Consider the following 18509-nt stretch of genomic DNA (forward strand, 5'->3'; position numbering starts at 1 on the left):
CGTATCGGTTGAATTTGTGCTCGCGACAGCCGATAAGGAAGAAAGATCTGTTCCGATGTGCTCACCATTCGGGAGTAAGGCTTGGGCGTCGATCGAAACCTGACCCGTAGCGAACGCCAGAAGCTCGCGATGCTGGAGGCCCAGCGACTCGCTCAGCTTGGGCCTGACCGCTCGCTGGACAATATCACCCGGCTCGTGACGCAACTCCTCGGCGTGCCGACAAGCCTGGTGACCTTGATCGGTGAGGAGCGCCAGTGGATCAAGGCGAAGCACAATTTTCCAGTGAGCGAGACGCCTGCCAATCTGGCCATCTGCCAGCGCACCATCGAGCGTAATGCGCTGACGGTGATCGAGGACACGACGCTCGACGAAGAGTATCGGAACAACCCTCTCGTTTTTGCCGAACCCCGGATTCGCTTCTATGCAGGGGCGCCGGTGTTTTCCAGTGAGGGGCAGGCCATCGGCTGTGTCTGCGCCATCGACTACCAGCCGCGCTCGCTCAGCGAGCATGAGCGCGGAATACTCGTCACCCTTGCCGAGCTGGCCAAGAGCATCTTCGAGACCAGCAATACCGTTGGGTTCATCGACTCCGTCACGATGTTACCCAATCGGCAGAAACTGATCCGGGATCTGAAAACGCTCAATGATAGAGCGCCCGAACAGGCGGCTCTGCCAGCGACGTTGATATTCGTCGAAACCACCAGGCCGGGCTACTACAACGAGCTGATCCACGGATTTGGCATCGATGCGGTCGAGAGTCAGTCGCGGGATGTCGCCAATCTATTGAGAATCTCATTGCCCTCGAATCAGATTCTCTATGCGGTAACGCTTTCCAGATTCGCCATCCTGGTCACCCAGGCAGATAGACGGGTTGCCTTCACGGCGTTGGAGGCGTTGGCCGTCAGACTGTCGGACGGTGAATACGAGACGAATCTGCCGACCCGATTGAACCTCTGCACTGGCTATTACGACTTCGAACCCCGGGTCACCAGGCCCGTCGATGCGTTTGGCCGGGCGCTGAGCGCGCTGCATGAGGCGTTGAGCAAAAGAAAACCCGTGATGCCCTACTGTATGGAGTTCGACCAGGCGCAGCGCCGCCAGCTCGAACTCACGACAGGCCTGCTGGAGGCGCTTCAGGCATCCGACCAGTTGCATCTGGTCTACCAGCCGAGAGTGAGCCTGCTATCGGGCGAGGTGGTGGGTGTCGAGGCTCTGCTTCGGTGGAATCATCCGCGGTATGGCAATGTGCCGCCCCTGGATTTCATTCCGTTGATCAGTCAGACCACCTTGATCACTCCCCTGACCCAATGGGTTGTCTGCGAGGCGATCTACGCGATCAAGCGATTCGAACTCGAGGGCGTGCCCATGGTCGTCTCGGTCAATGTCACGACCACGAATTTGCTCGAGGAATCCTTTGCGCTTGATATTCTCGACATGCTGGACGAGCAGGGCGTCAGCCCCGAATATCTGGAAGTGGAGTGCCTGGAAATGGAGGAGCTGCTCCAGGACCCCCGCGCGGTCGAAACCATCCAGGTGTTTCGAGATGCCGGGGTCAGGGTGGCGCTGGATGACTTCGGGAGTGGCTACAGCAATCTCAACTATCTCCGGCGAATTCCCGCCGATGTCATCAAGCTGGACAAAAGCCTGGTCAGCGACGTCGCCAGCAACGCCGACAGCAGAGCCATCGTGTTCCGTCTGATCCAGATGCTGCAGCATTTTGGCTTCGAGATCGTGGCGGAGGGGATCGAGGATCAGGCGACTGCCGATCGGCTGCGGGATTTTCGATGTGACGCCGGGCAGGGATACTTTTTCCATCGTCCTCTGAGCCTCGAGGCCGCGCTGGAAGCCACCCGGCAACGCTCGAGCGCTTGATGCCCCCAATGCGACGACGGCGACGACGGCTCATATCGATCATCGCTGGCACCCGGCCGAAACGCTGTCGAGTGAAAGAGGATTGGCGTTCGACGCCGTCCCGCCGCTAGCGGAACATCGCCCGATACCCCGACAAGTGTCGAGTTGGGTCTGGTAGCGTCGTTCATGCGCCGGAATCGCTGACAGCGAGGCAGGGGGCGACAAGCCGATCTTCTCGGTTCAGGCACCGATCTCGCCGCGGCGTATCGCAATGCTGATCGCTTGGGCGGTGGTCGTGACGCCGAGGCGTTGGCGAATTCGTCTCAAGTGATTTTCGACCGTGCGTTCTGACAGGCCGAGTATCGCGGCGATCTCGGTCTGGCGTCGGCCGGCGGCGATCCAGGTCAGGACTTCACGCTCGCGACTGGACAAGCTGCCGGTGGTGCCTTCCATTGGCGACTCCAGCAATTGCCGGGCCCTGAAGAAAGCGGCGTTGGCCACGAGTCCGATGGCCAGCCTTGCCTGAGGTGAAGCGTCTATCCGCTCACCGCCCAGGCTCATCGCGCCCTCTAGCCCCTGCGGGCCGAACACTGGCACCTGGATGCCATGGAGCCCTGGCCCACGGGGTATGCGGATCACGCGATAGCGCTCGCCACCGTCATCGGTCGTCTTGGTCCAGAAGAACGGCTCACGCGCTTCGAAGATATGGCGAGTCACCGGGCAATGGCGCACGTAGGTTTCGGCATCGACGGTTTGGCCGTCACCGAACCAGTCACCTTCGACCCAGTAGATACGCTCGACCAGGCCCTCCTCCGAGGTCGAAGCCGAGAACAGCACGAAGCGGTCATAGCCGAACTGCCGGGCGAAGGTGCGGACTTCTGCCTGGATTGTCGCCAGGGTTTCAGCGCCCTCGATCGCGAGGGCACTGTGGATGCCTGACGCTGCCGACGGGGATGAGACCATCAGCCAGCCAGTTCCTCGAGCATGGCCTGGGCTGCCAGCTTGCCCAAGGCGTTGCCGGCCAGCGGGCTGTCACCGGTGATCAGCTTGCGATCCTGGTGGACGGCACCGGAGATGTCGTCATTGATGATCTCGAAGCCCTGGGCTTTCAACTTCTCGCCAAACTTCCAGGTCAGGTGGCCTGGCATATAGCCGATGTCCGGCGTGGTGGCATCGAGGGCGTCAGGGAACGCGCAGATCTTGTAGCCGCGATAGATACCGCTGTCACCGGCTGCCAGGAAGGCGGCCGGACCGTGACAGAGCGAGATGACGAAGCGATCCTGCTTGGAGGCCCATTCCAAGGTGGCCCGGACATCCCGGCTTTCGGGCAGGCCGATCAGCGCACCATGTCCGCCGGGAATGAAGATCGCCGCATAGCCATCCAACCCATCCGCGACGACATCGGCCAGCTTCAGCGGCTGCTTGAACTGCTCGTGGTAGCTGCCGAAGAAGCGCTTCACCTCCTCGTCCTCGGACGGCATCGCCCAGTACTCGAACTTCACCGGGTTGCCCGAGACCGTGGCCACGTCGAAGGAGAATCCGGCCTTGTCGAGATGGTACATCGGCAGCAGCGTTTCCACCGGGTGGTTGCCGGTCGAGAAGAAGCTGCCGTTGTCGGTCAGCAGGTAGCGCTCGTCTGCCCCGATCATCAGGATCTTCTTGTCGCCCTGATAGGGGGTAGGGTAGTCGGCACCGCCAAGGTCGGACTTCGGCGCGGTGAACTGGCTCAGCGAATAGGGCGAGGGGAAGAACGCATTCTCTTCGGCCGGGTCGCGCTGTGGCTGCTTGTCGGTGGTGTTCTGATCGCTCATCGAAGACTCCTTACGTGTACGGGTATCCCACACAACCTATCTCTCCCAGGACCGCGCAAAAATGCGGGATATCCCCTAACGCGGCGGCACCTGCTCGTGAGTTCGTGGCTCGCGCCGCATGATCAGCGGGGCTGGCTGTCCCCGAAGCTTAGCTTGGTTGCTGCGGTCTTTGGTGGGGACAAGAGCATGCCGGTTTACATGTGACAATCGAGCCAGGGGAGCAGGAGATTGGCCATTGATCCCGCCATGCGTGTACCGCTCTTGAGAGAAGGGGCGCACCGATGGCGATAGAAAGCCGTGATCAACGGGGCTGTGATAGGTCTCTGGGAAATATCGGGGGGAAGGCAGTCTGGTGCCCATCAGGATTCTATAATGAAAGTTAAATATCTGTTTTATCGGCACATTACCTAGGTTCGAAAATTTGGATATACCATACAATATACCTCCCAGCTTCAAAAGCTGGCCGTATGGTTGCGCATCGCTCGACCAAGTAGCCACGATGGCTCCCAGCCGCCAAGTAAGCTGGCCTGAGGTCACGGTGTGCCCCAAACTGATCGCCCACGGGCTTTTTCAATCGTTACCAAGGTATCGACACGTGTCAATTCAAGTGAGGGACGCGAGAGAGACGGACACCGGGGAGATCTTCGCCATTCGCACCGGCGTGGCGGATAATCACCTTCGCTCGAACAGCTCGCCGAAAGGGGCATCACACTGATGGCAATTACCGCCATGCTCGCCCAGTGCCCTTGTCTCTGGGTTGCGGAGATTGATCGAGTACCCGTCGGCTTTTCGATAGTTCGTGACGAGACCGGGTGCGTGTTTGGACTGTTCGTCCGCGCCGACCATGAAGGACTATGTGTGGGCCGGTTACCCCTCGAGATAGCCGAGCGCCATCTATTCGCCAAATTCGATTAGATTTGGCTAAAAACGAGATTGGCAGTCGAGCCTGTGCATTCTACGCGCGTGCCGGTTGGCCTCCCGTCGAGAAACGGGATCGCCGCTAACGAAATTCGTCAAAGTCCGAGCCGTGGCGAGTAACTTTTGAGTGGCGGCATCCGGCCAGAAGCGGATTTTAGGAAAGCTCTCTGTAACACTTTTGTTTAGCGGCACCTCGTCACGGGGTCCGGTTGAGGCCCTAGGCCGGAGCGAACTACAACAACTTGTTAATAACCACCGCTATTAAGAAGTGAAAATATATAAGCTGCAACTATTGAGCTGCTAACCGCAATAACCCAGGATAAAATACTAGGCCATGCTCGCTTGAAGAACCCTGGTTTAACTTGCTTAAGATAAATTTCGGTATTCGGTATAAATTTGTTATGAGAAAATATCAAAAAATTGAGCAACAAAAAAACTGATATTACAAATATAGTCCTTCTTTCCCAGTCTTGCATGTCGGGTATAGCGATCAGCATGGCCATAAATATCGCTCCATTAAGATTAAGGCCATACTTTCTATATGTGGTAACTAAAGAGTTCTGCTTTGGTTTCAGTGTTTGAAATATAGATTCAGATTTGCCAAGAACCCATGATTCGTTGATGCCGGAAACACGTATTTCACTAGCCCCATTCGCCACAAGCTCTACGATAATTACACGATTAATCCCATGCGCCTCCGGCTCTTGGATTACAATCTTGATGTAGTTTAGCCGATCAATTCCATCCAGCTGCTCAAAAAAGTCATCGGCATATTTTGTAAGCTCGCTACCTCTTAGCGAGTAAGTCACGATGACTCTTCCTTTGCTAAAATCCTTTTTTAAGAAATCGATCAACTGAATCAAGTCGTCTTTGAAAAGACGAACCGAACCTAATGGAATGGTTTTGTTGTGGATCTGTTCTGGGTTCCGATTCATTTCTAAAGGATCTGCTGACGTTATATCATGTGGATAGAGTTCAAACGTGCCAGCAGTGCCGATTGTCGACTCCCACTCTCCACGAACGTTGCCTTCTAGCGTCAAATGTCCCCTTACATTCACCTCCCCCAGCTCGACACCTTCAGCGGCCTGGTATGGGGTGCAGTGCAACAAAAGCTCTTCGCCAACCGAGCCGGTGTAATCGTAGACCGAAACACCAAGGATTGAGTCCATTATTCTCAATCTGCCAGACACATTTGTTCCGTCCTGACTCAAATCGAGAAAAATATTTCCTGTGTTAGTCCCGTACAGACGGCCCGCCCACCTATTAGCTAAATATGGCATTTTTTGATGAACTCCTTTCTCTTAACGCAAAACTAAGCGTCGGCCAGTCAGAGACGTCCGGCCGGAAACGAACTGAGCGATTGGTTATTCATTTACGACAACTCCTTCAAGTTCACGGTAGTGCCAAAAGGCGTATAGATTGACATCGATTCTCACACTTCATACTTGCCGACCACGTTACCGTCCACATCTACCTCATCATAGAAGTAGTAATTGGTATTCCTACCCTTGTGCTGCTTTTGTTTAGTGTCTATTTGAACAAGATTGTTCGTGTCTGGAATGCCCATTTTCCCCTTTGTGCTCGTAACTCATGAACAGATCCTTTTTAATTTTTGACGTCTTCGATTCGGCGGGTTAAGAATGTAGCGGAAGTCATTTTAGTTCTTACAGTCGTACCGCAATATGGACAGATTACTGGCTCTCGCTCCTTGTCACCAGGAACACCGCCCCCGACCTTAGAGACGTAGAAGTCCTTCTTGCAGTTTTCGTTTTTACACGTTTCCATCCGTGCCGCCCATATTTTCATAACGCCAAGCTAAGCCGAGGAAGTCCGCGACGCGGCTTGGTGTCAGCTGGAGCGCTGAGTTATGTCTTTTGTGAGTCATATTCTTCCCAACTTGCAAACCCAATTGGGCGTTTAGGGTGACTAAGGTTTTCTCTTTTCAATGCAACGAGAAGGATGCTGATTTGTGACACGTGCTGAATTAATTCCACGGACTCACCATTCTCATTCTTTCCCTGAAAAGAAATAAGGGAGGGGTTCTAGTAACCGATGTCATCAATGTGAAAAGTAACAGATTGACCGAAGCTTACCAAGCGCGCACCCACCTCATGCTCTTCATCTAATGAGCGGTGAAAGTCGTTTATCCATTCAATCAATCGCCTGTAGAATTCATCTGCAAGGTTTTGGTCTTTAGGTGGCATCAAGTGCGCTGGGTTAAATCGGGGCATCAATTCATTAGTGTCCATGGGCTTTTTCTCCTGAGATATAACGCCACCATAAACGGCGTGAGATTGCGGGCATCCGGCGACCCTAGGGAGCAAATTCAATGGTCTTGGTAGGAGTGTTCATGTGCATCAATACTCGACTGGCCCGAAATGACCTTTGTAGCCAACTTGGGTTAATATAAGTCGATTAATACACTCGACACGTGCCACACCTTTTTCCAGCGGGCGTCCAAACAAGGCAAGATTTTGAATTGTGAATGCCTCCGCATACTTGTTTTTTTGTGGGTGAAATCGACGCAAAGAAAGGCCGTAAGCGGTTTCAAAAGGATGGCCGCCTGTACGAACAAGACTGAAGAACGAGGGGTAAATGACACCATCAAGACCACCGCTTCGGGCCGCTATTGCGATAGCACGAGAGATTTCGTATGAATGAGATTTGGCAAGAAACAACATATGTATCGCCATATCCAGGCTTTCAAACTCAGTGCATTCCTCTTCAAGCACATGAGTCAAATCGAGAAGACGCAAATCCTGCTGAGTCCGTATGGTAGCCACATAAAGGTCGTCTTCTGCAGTTGCTCGGCACTCATGGATGCAAACATCGATATCCTGGGAGCCGTACATCACTTGAAGCTCAGTTGAACACAAGCGCCCATTTCCCGAAAATTCAACCGGGGGGCTATCGTACTCCCCAGGATCCGCAGGCCGGATCGGCTCAATACGAAGGCGATAAAACTTAGTGCCTTTAGCAAGTACCCTTGTTGGATATTCTGTTAGCACTCGATCTATAATCTGTGGCCTCGTCGTAGGGTCTTGCAGATCCTTAAGAGGCCCCACTTCACCAACCATCCAAAGCCGGGGACCATAGTGGAAGAACCCGATCTTCGCTGCTTCTTCAATTAGCTTAATGTCGTTCTCGAGCCAATCAGATGGCGAGATATTACTTTTACGATAGTGATGCTCATTGTATTGGATTATGGGCGCTGCACCGTAATCACAGCGGATTGTCGTACCTCTCACGAAAAAACGCCATGCGAGGTCTTCTATGTGTTTTTTTGTGAGCTTGCGACCTTCAGTTTTTCCGCAATTCGGGCATGCATCATGATGTTCGAGGCCATACTTGGCAGCATCAATTCTCAATCCCTCATCCGCAAAGCATTCAGAGCATAGGAGGTTTGCGTTATCCTTGTTAGCTTCGAAAGTCATCTCGATCTCATATATCTAACAGGTATTAAGACTGCATGCTCGTTTATCCACTTGAACTCGCACGCTCACTCAAGAATGTTATTCAGCGTGAACATAGAGCTCCTAAGACACTAAAATATCAATGCGTTAATCATAGTTCGGCCACATAATTCCGATAATCACGCATGCTACATATATCCAATTAACGTTTCTGCTGCCATTGCCTCCATGGCAGCTTGGGGTCGGAACCTGTCAGCCTTCTCAAGCCCTGTTAAGAATACCTTTGGTATCAATCTGACATATTCCGTTTCACTTCTCTATCCAAAGCCCCCCACCTTTCGTCGGGGAGGCTGCAAAATGCATCATTCCGCATCATTTTCCAGGCCCCATAATCGGCTCGCCGCCCCAGTAGTGGTGCGGCTTTGAGCCATCTGCAACACTGCATCACAACCGACCCATTTAGCGCGCAGGCGGGGCGGGGAGTCGACAGCGCGCCGGCGGTGGCGGCGTAAATCGCGCCGAGCCAAGCTTTTGTAGTGGCCACAGCCACTCCACTCGTTACCATGTGGTAACACATTGGCTTACTCTGGCTCTCTCAGGAATGCGCCTTTTGTCTATCTATTGCCTGAGCCAATATCGCTGGTTTGTGGCTATCGCGCCCGAAGTCGAGCCGGGGAAGGGGAGAGCCAGGTGGCGCGATAAGGTCGAGACGAATCAAGGCTCGCTAAGATAAGCTCAAGCTAGTCATCCGGGTTAACGTCCCGCTTTGTTGTTATCACGCCCTATATAAGGACAGGACACGATGGATTTTGCCGTATGGCTGACGTACCTCGGTGTTATCACCGCTCTTATCCTGTTTCCGGGCCCTGTCGCCTTGCTTTGCATGCACCACGGGTTGCGTCACGGCCGGCGACGCGCCTTGGCGACGGTGGTGGGGGGAGCACTGGCATCGCTTGCCTTGATGGCGCTGTCGTCTCTGGGCCTGGGGGCGATTCTCGCGACATCGGAAACCGCCTTCGTCGTGTTGAAAGCGGTAGGTGCGGCCTACCTTGTCTATCTCGGCATCCAGGCGTGGCGTGCGCCCGCCGAGCCAATGGCATCGCCCGAAGCCAATATGGACGTTACGAGCGGCATTCGCTCCAGGCGGCGGCTATTCAGCAAGGGCTTCACCGTAGGGATCAGCAATCCCAAGGATCTGTTGTTCTTCGGCGCGCTCTTTCCCAGCTTCATCGACCTGGGGCAGCCGCAGTGGTCACAGTTCGTGATCCTCGCGCTGACGTGGCTCGCGGTCGATCTGGCGACGATGACCGCCTACGCCTCGGTAGGTTCGACGGTCAGCCGCTGGTTTGGTACGCCACGCCGCGTGCGCCTGTTCAACCGCACCACCGGTGGGCTTTTCATGGCAGCGGGTGGCGCCCTGGCCACTTCACACCGCTAAGCCTTCACGGAGATCAGGAATTTCATGGAATCGACAGCCCTGCACCGGCCCATAGCGGTCTTCGATGCCGGAATCGGCAGCTACGCCATCGTGGCGGAGATACAGCGGCGCTTACCCCGACAGGACGTGATCTACTTCGCGGATCGTGCCAGTTTTCCCTACGGGAGCAAGGCGCCCGACGAGCTGGCCCGGGTCATGGAGCGGACGTTGCGCTTTCTGGAGAGTTTCGATCCCTCGGCCATCGTCATCGCTTCCAACGCGCCATCGATCACCGTACTCGAATCGGTGCGCCCCCTGACGCGCTTGCCGGTCTTCGGTGTATTTCCACCCCTGGAGGCGGCGCTGGCAAGCTCGGTCAATCATGCGGTGGGCATCATGGGCGTCGAGTCGCTGGTCGAAAGCGAGATGCTGGAGAGCTTCGTGGCGTCTCATGACCTCGCTGGTGCCAGTGTCGAGCTGATTAACGCCTCAAGCATGGTGGAGCTGGTCGAAAGCGGGGCGTTTCTGTTCGACCCGCAAGGCACGCAGGCGAGCATCGACGACTTCGTGGATTCCCTCTTTCGGCGGAAGCCCGAGATCGACGTGCTGACACTGTCGAGCACGCACCTGCCATGGCTGAAGGCGTTTTTCGAGCGTGCGCGCCCTCAATGTCGGTTTCTGGACCCCGCCGAGAGTGTGGTGGCGAATCTTGGCTCCGGGACTGTGGGTACGGGGAGGATCAGGACGTTGGTCACGGAAGACGCGCGTTATTCGGTCAGCGATTTCCGGCGCATGCTGGATCGACTGGGCGTCGATCTCACGCTCGAGGTCGTCGAGGCGCCGCGGTGATGGGCTCTCTCATCGGTGACGTCAGATTGCCGGATTCGCTCGCCAGGTAGCTTGCTCGGCCGCAGGGTCGGGCCTGACGGGAGAAATCGATTTGGTGCCCCCATCAGGATTCGAACCTGAGACCTGTCCCTTAGGAGGGGACCGCTCTATCCAGCTGAGCTATGGGGGCGAGATCGGTAGGCAGTGACGGCCGCCGTGGAATGGAAGGTGCGTGCGTCTCTGGCGGCGCATAGTATAAGCGCCGGATTCGCCAAGATAAACCCGCGGTCGCCATTGCGCCGGGACGCTCCGCGTCGGCATTGGTACAATGCCGCCTTCCCGATTCGAGCCATCGCTATATCATGCCTTGTTCTAATGACACCGCCTCGCGCTCGCGGCACGGCAACGATATTCCCGTGGGACAGGACCGGATCTTCGACGGCCTGGCCGACAAGTTCGCCAACAGCCTCTATGCCACGGCGCGGGGCCAGATTCGTCTGGCGGTGCTCGACGACGTGCTGTCCCGCGCCCTGCCGCCGGAGGGTGGGCCGGCACTGGATGTCGGCGGTGGCCTTGGCCAGATGAGCGGCTGGCTGGCCGAGCGGGGCCATCGCGTCACCCTGGCGGAACCCTCGGCGGACATGCTGGCGGGGGCGCGGGCCAGCTTCGGCGGGCTGCCTGTCCAGACGCTGCAGGCGCCGATCCAGGCGTTGCCCGAGCTGGCGCCAGGGCCGTGGCCAGTGATCGTCTGTCATGCCGTGCTGGAGTGGCTGGCGCAGCCGCGCGAGGCGTTCTCCATCCTGAACGCGTTGCTGGCGCCGGGCGGCCGGCTCTCCTTGATGGTGTTCAACCGCGATGCGCTGCGTTTCTCCAACGTGGTCAAGGGCAATCTCGATAAGGCGCTGGAGGATCGATTGTCGGGCACCGGCCGGCGCCAACGCCTGACGCCGATCTCGCCGTTGACGCATGCCGATATCGAGCGCTGGTGTCGGGAGGAGGGGCTAGTGATCGAAAGCGTCGCCGGCATCCGGATTTTCCACGACTACCTGCGCGAGCGCTCACCGAGCGAGGCGCAACTCGAGACGATCATCGAGCTCGAGAAGCGTTACTGCCGGGTCGAGCCGCACTGGCGGCTGGGGCGCTACCTTCACTATCTGATTCGACGTGCCGACGGCACCGACCCCAAGGAGATGTCTTGATGGCGATGCAGTCCCCCGCCTGTCAGTTGCTGGCGCGCCAGGATGCCGATTATCGCGGCTGGCTGTGGGTCGCGCCGCCACGCGACGGCTGGCTGGAGTCAGGTGAAGGGCTGGTCTGGAGCGCGGACCTGGATGTTTGCTCGGCGTGGCAGCGGGCGGGGCGACCGGCCTACGACGCCTTGACGCCGCCACCCACCGAGGTGCCGGGGGCGGTGCTGTTCTGGCCCAAGAGTCACGCGTTGGGGGCATGGTGGTTGACGGCGCTGAATGCGGCGCTGCCAGCCGGCACGCCGCTGCAGATCGTGGGGGAGAACCAGGGAGGCATCAAGCGGGTTCCCAAGGTGCTGGCGGGCCTGGACCAGGCGTGTCGGAAACTGGATACGGCGCGCCGCTGCACGTTGTTCGCCACCCGCACGGCGGAAAACGCCGGCGACACCGAGTCCGTCTGGCGCACCTTGACGGTGGATGGCCTGACCCTGGCGACGCATCCGGGCGTCTTCGGCCATGGCAAGGTGGACGACGGCACCCGGCTGCTGATGGAGGCCTTGACCCGGTCGCCATTGCCGGCCACCGGCAAGTCAGCGATCAGGGCTCTGGACGTGGGGTGTGGCGACGGCATCCTGACGGCCTGGCTGGCCCGCGAGGGGTGCGAGGTCACGGCGGGAGACATCAACGCGTTCGCGGTCGAGGCGACCCGCCGAAGCCTGGCAGCCAACCGGCTGAGCGGCCGCGTCGTCCAGAGCGATGTCTACGACCAGATCGACGCCACCTTCGACGCCATTGTCAGCAACCCGCCGTTCCACCAGGAGCGCGCCATCGACTACGGACCCGCCGAGAGGTTGATCAAGGAGGCGCCGGCGCATCTCGTCGGCGGTGGCAGTCTGACCCTGGTCGCCAACGCCTTCCTGCCGTACCCGGAGTGGCTGCGGGCGGCCTTCGGCGATTTCGAGGTGCTGGCCGACGATCGGCGGTTCCGGGTTTATCGGGCGATCAAAGCCTGGCGCTAGTCTGCAGTTCCTTCATGGATTGCATGGCGCGCTGATTCGCCTCGCCGATGTTCGAGGGCTTGATGCCCAGCGATGTCAGGCGTGCCCAGGGAATCTCGTTCCACTCGCCGCTCTCCAGCCGAGTCGCGGTCTCCAGCAGCGTGCCCACCGGCCCATCGTGATGCAGCAGTGCCTCCGTGATCGAGGCGTGCAGCGGGAGCGATTCGACCAGCTCCTCAAGGGGGCGATTGAAAAAGGCTTCCAGATAGGAGAACAGCCCCGCGATGAAGGCCTTTTCGGCCAGGTCCGGGTTGCCGACCGCCAGTTCACGGCAGAGACAGGCGCGTGACAGTGCCAGTTGCTGCAGCGACTCCGGTTTGTCCTCCATCTCCGACAGCGCCAGCAACGTCGCCAGGCTGCGGATACGGTGGGTGCCGATCAGGGCTACGGCCTGACGCAGCGAGGTGATGTCGACCTGCCGCTGATACTGCGCCGTATTCACCAGCCGCAGCAGTCGCACGCCCAGGGTCGGGTCGCGCTCGATCGCCGTCGAGATTTCGCCCACGCTGACTTTCGGCTTGTTGAGCGTCGCGATGAGCTTGAGGGTGGCGAGGCGGTCGGTGGTGACCGCCGCGCCGTGAACGAGCTGGGGGCGAGCGAGGAAGTAGCCCTGGAACAGGTCGCAGCCGGCCCGCTGGCAGCGTCTGAGATCCTCCTCCGTCTCCAGTTTTTCCGCCAGGATCTTGAGCGTTGGATAGTGCCGGCGTAACTGCTGGACGATGTGATCGAACCCTGCCTCGCTGTAGTGCGGGTATTCGAGTTTGACGATATCCACGAGTGGCAGGCAGGGATGGGTGGCATCGGTCTCGGCATAGTCGTCCAGCGCGAGCGTGAACCCCCGCTGCCGCAGCGCTTCCAACTGGGCGCGGATAGCGTCATCGAACGGGATGTCTTCCAGCAGCTCCACGACCAGTCGGGAAGCGTCGAACGGCAGGTCGTCGCTGAGCGTTTCGGAGGTGAAGTTCACGTACAGCGGTTTGCCCTGGCTGACCGTGTTCAGATCGCCCTGGGTGAAGGCATTCAGCAAGACGGTGCTGGTCGCCCGGTTGCCATCGAATGGCATCGGCATCGGGCCGCCATCGGTGGGGCGGAACAGCAGCTCGAATGCGACGATATCCAGAGAGGCGTCGAAAATCGGCTGCCGCGCGAACAGGACCGCCGGTGCTGGGTGGTCGGAGGCCTCCTGCATGGGCTGTCCTCGGTGGGTATCGTTCATCTCGATTCGTCGACGCCGCTGCTTACGAGTTTGTCTATCGACCGTTACGCCGCTTTCTGAATCTCCGCCGATTCATTCAAAGGTCTTGCAGGCCTTCACTGGCGATCGCCGTCCGTATAGCGAATATCGGTGACGATATAGTGGGTCTCGCCGCCGGGTGCAGCGACCGTGACGTCGTCGTCCAGCGCTTTTCCCAGTAGCGCCCGGGCCAGGGGGGCATCGACGCTGATCCAGTGCTTGCCGGTGTCGGTTTCGTCATGGCCGACCAGGCGCACGCAAAGCGCCTCCCCGTTATCGTCTTCCAGCGTGACATAGGCGCCGAAATAGACCTTTCCCGTATCCGCCGGCAAGCGGTCGACGACCTGCAGCTCGTCCAGGCGCTTGCGGAGATAGCGGATTCGCGCGATGACCCGGTTGAGCTCCTTCTTGTTGTAGGTGTAGTCCGCATTTTCGCTGCGGTCACCCAGCGCGGCGGCTTCACCGACCTTGGTCGATAATTGCGGTCGCTTGACGCGGGAGAGATGATCGTGAATGCCCTGGAGCCGGTCGAAACCCTGTGGCGTGATCAGATTGCTTTTCTTCTCCTGGCGCGGATCCTTCTTGGGATCGCGCCAGCGAGTCATGTTCCGTCCTTGCATCGAGGTGGCGTCTCCAACGGCCTGAGGATGGCGGTAGCCTAACGCGAATGCCACGGCGCCGGCCATTGACGCCCTACTCGAGCGACTCCAGCAACGCCCCCAGCCCGCCCGGCGCCCGGCCTTTCCGGCGGGAACTCGTCTTGACCCGCATCTCCTGCAACCAGTCGACAGTGAATCCCCGTTGTCGGAGCGCCTCCACCAGCGCGACATCCTCGTCGGCGGTCAATGGCGAAAAGCCCCCCACCGCGAGATAGGCAGCGACACTCACACCGAGATTGGCGCCGTGGATATGTCTTCCGGCCGTCACGGATCGACGGTGGGAGAGGTAGCGCCGGCGAAGTTCCGTCGAGAGCGTCGCCCAATCGAGCAGATGGACACTGCCGCACACCACATCGGCGGCACTGGCGATCTGGCGCGCCAGCCAGTCGGCCTCGACGACCGTGTCGGCGTCGGTGAAGGCCAGCCATCTTGCGCCCTGGTCGATCGCCCAGCTCGCCCCGTGATGTCTGGCTCGGCCGACATTGGTAAAGGCGACCTCGAGCCGCGCGACGCCAGCCTGGCGGGCGATCGCCGCTGAGCCATCCCGGCAGGCGTCCAGCACGATCACGATTCGGACGGGTTCGGACTGCAAGGCCGGGTGCGCGGCAGCGACCTGCAGCGAAGCGATACAGGCGCCGAGCGTTTCCTCCTCGTCATGGGCGGGTACCACGATACCGATCAAGGTGCGGGACTCCGCGGCACCGGGTGTCTCCTGGTTGTCGCCAGCGTCATCGCGATTCTCCCGTCGGCACGGCCTCGGATGCCTCTCCGGACCACAGCTCGATTCGAAAGTCCGGCTCGACCAGGCTCGATATCGCGGTCAGCCCCAGTTGCTCGTGCAGACACTCATGCACGGCATCGCCGGAGCGGTAGCCGTCGGCCAGGGGGTGGCGCCAGTGGCAGGCGATGAAATCGCCGGCGGGTGCCAGCGCTCGCTGTAGCGACTGTAGCGTGGCCCCCAATGCTGTCTCGTCCAGGTAGTAACCTATCTCGCTGAAAACGATCAGGTCGAAGGTGGCCAAGGGCAGGGCAGTGGGGAGCTCGCGTCGTTCGAAGCGTACATGGTCGAGATGCCCAAGCCGCTTTCTGGCGCGGGCCACGGCGCTGGCGCTGGCATCCCAGCCGGTGAAGCTGTCGCAGCGCCGGGCCAGCGCCGCGCTCAGCGCGCCTACCGAACAGCCGGGCTCGAAGCCGTGGAGGTAGCGCTCCCGGCGCAGCATGGCGAGGGTCAAGGCGCGCTTGCGGGCTTCGTACCAGCGTGTGTCGCACCCCCACGGGTCGGGAGAGCCGGCATGGAGCCGCTCGAAATGGGCCATCAACGAGGCTTCGCTCATGTCAGCACCACCTCGTGGTCCTGCATGAGACGAGCAAGCGTGGGCGACGACAGAACGGCGGGCCGGCCCGTCGACGGGTCGGGCTCGCACTGGCTGGCATGTTCGGTCATCGCCGCTCGCTTGCGCGCGAGTTGATCGTGATCGACGGTAACGCGCCGGGCCCGGTGCCAGGGGACGCGAATGTCCTCGGGCTTGGCCCAGTGCCACATCCAGATCGGTAGTTCGACCAGCGCCAGCCGGTGGTCGTCGGCGAGCTGAGCGCAGACGCGCCCCGTAGCCTCATGGTCCGGGTGGCCGTCACCTCGCCAGGTGGTGACGAGCACGTCGTCGGGCCGCAGGAGCCGGTGCAGGCGATAGGCCAATTCATGGGCCTCCTCGCCGACCCGGGTGTCGGTGAGATGCAGCCGGATGACGTCCACCCCCTCCAGGCCGAGCCGCGACAACGCCCGCCGGCTCTCCTCCGGGCGTATCCGTCCCAACCGCTCCGGCGGCCAGGCGGAAGAGCCGGGGTGGCTGCCGGTTCCCTCCGTGACCGACACGATCAACAGCTCGCGACCCAGTGCCGACCACTGCTGCAGCAGCGCGCCGCAGCCGAGAATCTCGTCGTCGGGATGAGGGGCAACGACCACGGCGCGGGAGCCGGCGGGCACTAGCGTCCCGGCGTCGACCGCGGGAAGCGCCGAGAGACCTTGCCATTGCCGCCACTCGGCGAGCGGCGTGCCCGCGCCGACGATTCGGCGATCATCGGCGGCCGTGGCCGCTTCGGACTCCGTGGCTTCGTGATTCATGACATCAATCTCCATCCATGGTGAGGGGATTCGTCACTGGGGAGCGGCGCCTTGTCGTCCTGGCGCCGCTGCAGCAAGTCGCGACCTATCGACTCGAGATCCCGCTCCGCGTGGGTCTGGCGCACGAAGACCGGCAGGTCCGCCATCATCCGGGAGAAGGCCGCATCGCGACAGTAGGGGGCGGCGCCCAGTGCACGCCCGGCGTGCTCGATGATCGTGGCGACCATGTCGTCGATCGCGGCCCTGACCGATAGCGCGAGAAACTGGGCGTTCTCTGCCGGGTGAGCATCGATCCAGGCGGCAGCCTCGCGCAGTCTCGCGGCGCCGTTACGCAGGGCGAGATCCACCATGCCGAGATGGGCCAGGCGATGGGGGTCGCCCGGGGTGGCCCCGGCCAGCAGGGTCTCACCGATCCGTTGCGCACCGCCCCACCAGCACGCCGCAACGCCGATACCGCCCTGCCAGAAGCCGGGGCGTCGAAGATAGGCTTCGGGATCGCCGACCAGGGTGGCCTCGACGTTCTCGAACTCGACCTCGACGCTGACAGTCGCGGCCATGCCGACCGCCGCCCAGCCACGCGTCGTCACCTGAACACCGGGCTGGGACAGGTCCACGGCGGCGAGACAGGGGATTTCCTCGAACCAGGCAGTTACCAGCGCATGGGTCACGGCATGCGCCCCGGAACACCACGCCTTGGTCCCGTCGAGAACGACGTCGTCGCCATCGACCAGCGCTCCCGATCGTTCGGAGGCGGGCCTCAGCGTCAGGCGGGCGAAAGGCGGCTCCGCCGCCCAGACGCCCCAGCGTGCCGTGGCGGGATAGCGGCTGGGTTGGGATATCTCGGCGAGAATCGCCAAGGCGTCGGTATGGCCCTCGAACAGCTTGGCCAGGCCGAGATCGAGCGCGGCGATATCCGATAGACGTTGCCATCGGGCAAGCGTTCTTCCCTGCGCGGGGAGATCGATCTGGTCGAGTCGCGATGCCACGAGTTGCCGCAGACGTTGCGCCAGCGATTCGGGGTCGGCGGCGGGATGAGGCCAATCGGCGGCCAGCCGGTGCAGTGACGCGGCAATCTCGGAAGCCGAGAGGCAGGGGGGGAGCGACTCCATGACATCTGTCACGACGATCTACCTCGCCAGGCGGCACGTCGGTGCCTATCACCCCTGAGCGTAGACGTTATTCAGTTTTCGGCAGCCATTTCGAGGTCCAGGCCCAGAGCCTGCGACTAAAACCCTATAGTGGTGAATTCAAACGCTCGTTAGATTGCAACGACGGCTCGTTCAGGAGTGGCACCGATGGCTCTTTCAGGTATTGCGGCAGTGCAACGACAATGGCGGCAGCGTTTTCCCTCTTACCGCTTCTGGCGCCGGCCGGTGCTGCGGATCGGCGTGGTGGTGGGGCTCCTGTTCGCGGCGGCGACCGCCGTGGCGCAGACGCCGGATGCGACCCTGTTCTCCCTCATGCAGCGGTGGGGCAACGTCGAGTACCAGATGCAGGGCGGCGCCCGCATGAAGGCGTTCGCAGACCTGGCCGACGAGGCCGATGCACTGGCCAGGAATCAGCCGGACAACGCCCATGTGCTGACGGCCCAGGGGGTCGTGCTGGCGTCCTACGCCAAGGCGAAGGGCGGCCTGGGGGCGCTGGACCTGGCCAAGCGGGCGCGCACGGCGCTGGAAAAGGCGATCGCCATCGATCCCCAGGGCGAGAACGGCTCGGCCTACGTGACATTGGGTGCGCTCTACCAGCACGCGCCGGGCTGGCCGATCGCGTTCGGCGATTCGGACAAGGCCGGGGAGCTGCTGCGAAAGGCGGTGGATATCCGGCCCGACGGCATCGATACCAACTTCTACTATGCCCAATATCTGGAAGATGAAGGCGAGCATGCCCAGGCCCTCGATTACGCCCAGCGGGCGGTGGCGGGGCAGGCGCGGGCGGATCGCAGCTCCGACGAAGCACTGCGCCAGCAGGCCGAGCGCTGGCTCGCCGAGCATCGGTAAGCCAGTACCGCCAG

General features: G+C 60.3%; 16 protein-coding genes, 1 tRNA gene and 1 pseudogene. 6 read left to right on the forward strand and 12 right to left on the reverse strand.

Annotated features, from left to right (window positions below; genetic code table 11):
* Positions 1 to 81 precede the first annotated feature (81 nt).
* A complete protein-coding gene (locus AAGT95_RS12015; protein ID WP_342593924.1) occupies positions 82 to 1872 on the forward strand; it encodes a sensor domain-containing diguanylate cyclase in 1791 nt (596 codons plus the stop codon).
* Positions 1873 to 2091: 219 nt separating this feature from the next.
* Here the strand turns inward: AAGT95_RS12015 and AAGT95_RS12020 are convergent, their stop codons facing one another.
* From AAGT95_RS12020 to AAGT95_RS12040, 5 genes and pseudogenes are all read right to left on the reverse strand, one after another.
* The gene (locus tag AAGT95_RS12020; RefSeq protein WP_342593925.1) at positions 2092 to 2814 is read right to left on the reverse strand and encodes a PA1136 family autoinducer-binding transcriptional regulator; all 723 of its coding nucleotides are present in this window, start codon (positions 2812 to 2814) and stop codon (positions 2092 to 2094) included.
* Entirely contained in the window at positions 2814 to 3662 is an 849-nt protein-coding gene (hchA, locus tag AAGT95_RS12025; RefSeq protein ID WP_342593926.1) for a glyoxalase III HchA, read from the reverse strand. The genes AAGT95_RS12020 and hchA overlap by 1 nt, the downstream gene beginning before the upstream one ends.
* 1163 nt (positions 3663 to 4825) lie before the next feature.
* The gene (locus tag AAGT95_RS12030; RefSeq protein ID WP_342593927.1) at positions 4826 to 5860 is read right to left on the reverse strand and encodes a hypothetical protein; all 1035 of its coding nucleotides are present in this window, start codon (positions 5858 to 5860) and stop codon (positions 4826 to 4828) included.
* Positions 5861 to 6445: 585 nt separating this feature from the next.
* Positions 6446 to 6829, reverse strand: a pseudogene (locus AAGT95_RS12035) (DUF6173 family protein).
* A gap of 108 nt (positions 6830 to 6937) precedes the next feature.
* Positions 6938 to 8014 (reverse strand): RES family NAD+ phosphorylase, encoded by a 1077-nt coding sequence (locus AAGT95_RS12040; RefSeq protein ID WP_342593928.1) that lies wholly within the window; start codon positions 8012 to 8014, stop codon positions 6938 to 6940.
* Between the two features lie 781 nt (positions 8015 to 8795).
* Between AAGT95_RS12040 and AAGT95_RS12045 the strand changes: the two genes are divergently transcribed.
* Both AAGT95_RS12045 and AAGT95_RS12050 read left to right on the forward strand, forming a co-directional pair.
* Positions 8796 to 9431 (forward strand): LysE family transporter, encoded by a 636-nt coding sequence (locus AAGT95_RS12045; protein WP_342593929.1) that lies wholly within the window; start codon positions 8796 to 8798, stop codon positions 9429 to 9431.
* Positions 9432 to 9455: 24 nt separating this feature from the next.
* Complete coding sequence (locus tag AAGT95_RS12050) at positions 9456 to 10259, forward strand: glutamate racemase (protein ID WP_342593930.1); 804 nt, start codon at positions 9456 to 9458, stop codon at positions 10257 to 10259.
* 92 nt (positions 10260 to 10351) lie between these two features.
* On the opposite strand, the gene AAGT95_RS12055 is transcribed toward AAGT95_RS12050, so the two are convergent.
* Positions 10352 to 10428 (reverse strand) — tRNA-Arg (locus AAGT95_RS12055).
* Positions 10429 to 10600: 172 nt separating this feature from the next.
* On the opposite strand from AAGT95_RS12055, the gene AAGT95_RS12060 reads away from it, so the two are divergent.
* Together AAGT95_RS12060 and AAGT95_RS12065 are read left to right on the forward strand one after the other, a co-directional pair.
* On the forward strand, positions 10601 to 11437 hold the full coding sequence (locus tag AAGT95_RS12060; RefSeq protein ID WP_342593931.1) for a methyltransferase domain-containing protein: 837 nt from the start codon (positions 10601 to 10603) through the stop codon (positions 11435 to 11437).
* Positions 11437 to 12444 carry a methyltransferase gene (locus AAGT95_RS12065; protein WP_342593932.1) on the forward strand — a complete coding sequence of 336 codons (1008 nt, stop codon included), beginning with the start codon at positions 11437 to 11439 and terminating at the stop codon, positions 12442 to 12444. Before AAGT95_RS12060 ends, AAGT95_RS12065 begins: the two co-directional genes overlap by 1 nt.
* Here AAGT95_RS12065 and AAGT95_RS12070 read toward each other — a convergent pair.
* The 6 genes from AAGT95_RS12070 to AAGT95_RS12095 all read right to left on the reverse strand — a co-directional run bounded on the left by AAGT95_RS12070 (position 12428) and on the right by AAGT95_RS12095 (position 17619).
* Positions 12428 to 13699, reverse strand: coding sequence for an EAL and HDOD domain-containing protein (locus tag AAGT95_RS12070; RefSeq protein ID WP_342593933.1), 1272 nt, complete (start codon positions 13697 to 13699; stop codon positions 12428 to 12430). The two genes, AAGT95_RS12065 and AAGT95_RS12070, sit on opposite strands and share 17 nt — an antisense overlap.
* 95 nt (positions 13700 to 13794) lie before the next feature.
* Positions 13795 to 14337: a transcription elongation factor GreB gene (gene greB, locus AAGT95_RS12075; RefSeq protein WP_342593934.1), complete on the reverse strand. Its 543-nt coding sequence runs from the start codon at positions 14335 to 14337 to the stop codon at positions 13795 to 13797.
* 73 nt (positions 14338 to 14410) lie between these two features.
* Positions 14411 to 15058, reverse strand: coding sequence for a glycosyltransferase (locus AAGT95_RS12080; protein WP_110603251.1), 648 nt, complete (start codon positions 15056 to 15058; stop codon positions 14411 to 14413).
* Positions 15059 to 15104: 46 nt separating this feature from the next.
* The gene (locus AAGT95_RS12085) at positions 15105 to 15710 is read right to left on the reverse strand and encodes an SAM-dependent methyltransferase (RefSeq protein WP_342593935.1); all 606 of its coding nucleotides are present in this window, start codon (positions 15708 to 15710) and stop codon (positions 15105 to 15107) included.
* The gene (locus tag AAGT95_RS12090) at positions 15707 to 16498 is read right to left on the reverse strand and encodes a PIG-L family deacetylase (protein ID WP_342593936.1); all 792 of its coding nucleotides are present in this window, start codon (positions 16496 to 16498) and stop codon (positions 15707 to 15709) included. Before AAGT95_RS12090 ends, AAGT95_RS12085 begins: the two co-directional genes overlap by 4 nt.
* Complete coding sequence (locus tag AAGT95_RS12095; protein ID WP_342593937.1) at positions 16495 to 17619, reverse strand: acyl-CoA dehydrogenase family protein; 1125 nt, start codon at positions 17617 to 17619, stop codon at positions 16495 to 16497. Before AAGT95_RS12095 ends, AAGT95_RS12090 begins: the two co-directional genes overlap by 4 nt.
* 174 nt (positions 17620 to 17793) lie before the next feature.
* Between AAGT95_RS12095 and AAGT95_RS12100 the strand changes: the two genes are divergently transcribed.
* The gene (locus AAGT95_RS12100) at positions 17794 to 18495 is read left to right on the forward strand and encodes a hypothetical protein (RefSeq protein ID WP_342593938.1); all 702 of its coding nucleotides are present in this window, start codon (positions 17794 to 17796) and stop codon (positions 18493 to 18495) included.
* Positions 18496 to 18509 lie beyond the last annotated feature (14 nt).

Origin of the sequence: Salinicola lusitanus (genome assembly GCF_038648475.1) — a bacterium.
Classification (GTDB): Bacteria; Pseudomonadota; Gammaproteobacteria; order Pseudomonadales; family Halomonadaceae; genus Salinicola; species Salinicola lusitanus.

Bases quoted from the DNA above. Each gene is read 5' to 3' on its own strand.
- greB (WP_342593934.1), bottom strand. From the start codon at position 14,337: ATGCAAGGACGGAACATGACTCGCTGGCGCGATCCCAAGAAGGATCCG.
- AAGT95_RS12065 (WP_342593932.1), top strand. From the start codon at position 11,437: ATGGCGATGCAGTCCCCCGCCTGTCAGTTGCTGGCGCGCCAGGATGCC.
- AAGT95_RS12045 (WP_342593929.1), top strand. From the start codon at position 8,796: ATGGATTTTGCCGTATGGCTGACGTACCTCGGTGTTATCACCGCTCTT.
- AAGT95_RS12085 (WP_342593935.1), bottom strand. From the start codon at position 15,710: ATGAGCGAAGCCTCGTTGATGGCCCATTTCGAGCGGCTCCATGCCGGC.
- AAGT95_RS12040 (WP_342593928.1), bottom strand. From the start codon at position 8,014: ATGACTTTCGAAGCTAACAAGGATAACGCAAACCTCCTATGCTCTGAA.
- AAGT95_RS12020 (WP_342593925.1), bottom strand. From the start codon at position 2,814: ATGGTCTCATCCCCGTCGGCAGCGTCAGGCATCCACAGTGCCCTCGCG.
- AAGT95_RS12070 (WP_342593933.1), bottom strand. From the start codon at position 13,699: ATGAACGATACCCACCGAGGACAGCCCATGCAGGAGGCCTCCGACCAC.
- AAGT95_RS12050 (WP_342593930.1), top strand. From the start codon at position 9,456: ATGGAATCGACAGCCCTGCACCGGCCCATAGCGGTCTTCGATGCCGGA.
- hchA (WP_342593926.1), bottom strand. From the start codon at position 3,662: ATGAGCGATCAGAACACCACCGACAAGCAGCCACAGCGCGACCCGGCC.
- AAGT95_RS12090 (WP_342593936.1), bottom strand. From the start codon at position 16,498: ATGAATCACGAAGCCACGGAGTCCGAAGCGGCCACGGCCGCCGATGAT.
- AAGT95_RS12030 (WP_342593927.1), bottom strand. From the start codon at position 5,860: ATGCCATATTTAGCTAATAGGTGGGCGGGCCGTCTGTACGGGACTAAC.
- AAGT95_RS12100 (WP_342593938.1), top strand. From the start codon at position 17,794: ATGGCTCTTTCAGGTATTGCGGCAGTGCAACGACAATGGCGGCAGCGT.
- AAGT95_RS12060 (WP_342593931.1), top strand. From the start codon at position 10,601: ATGCCTTGTTCTAATGACACCGCCTCGCGCTCGCGGCACGGCAACGAT.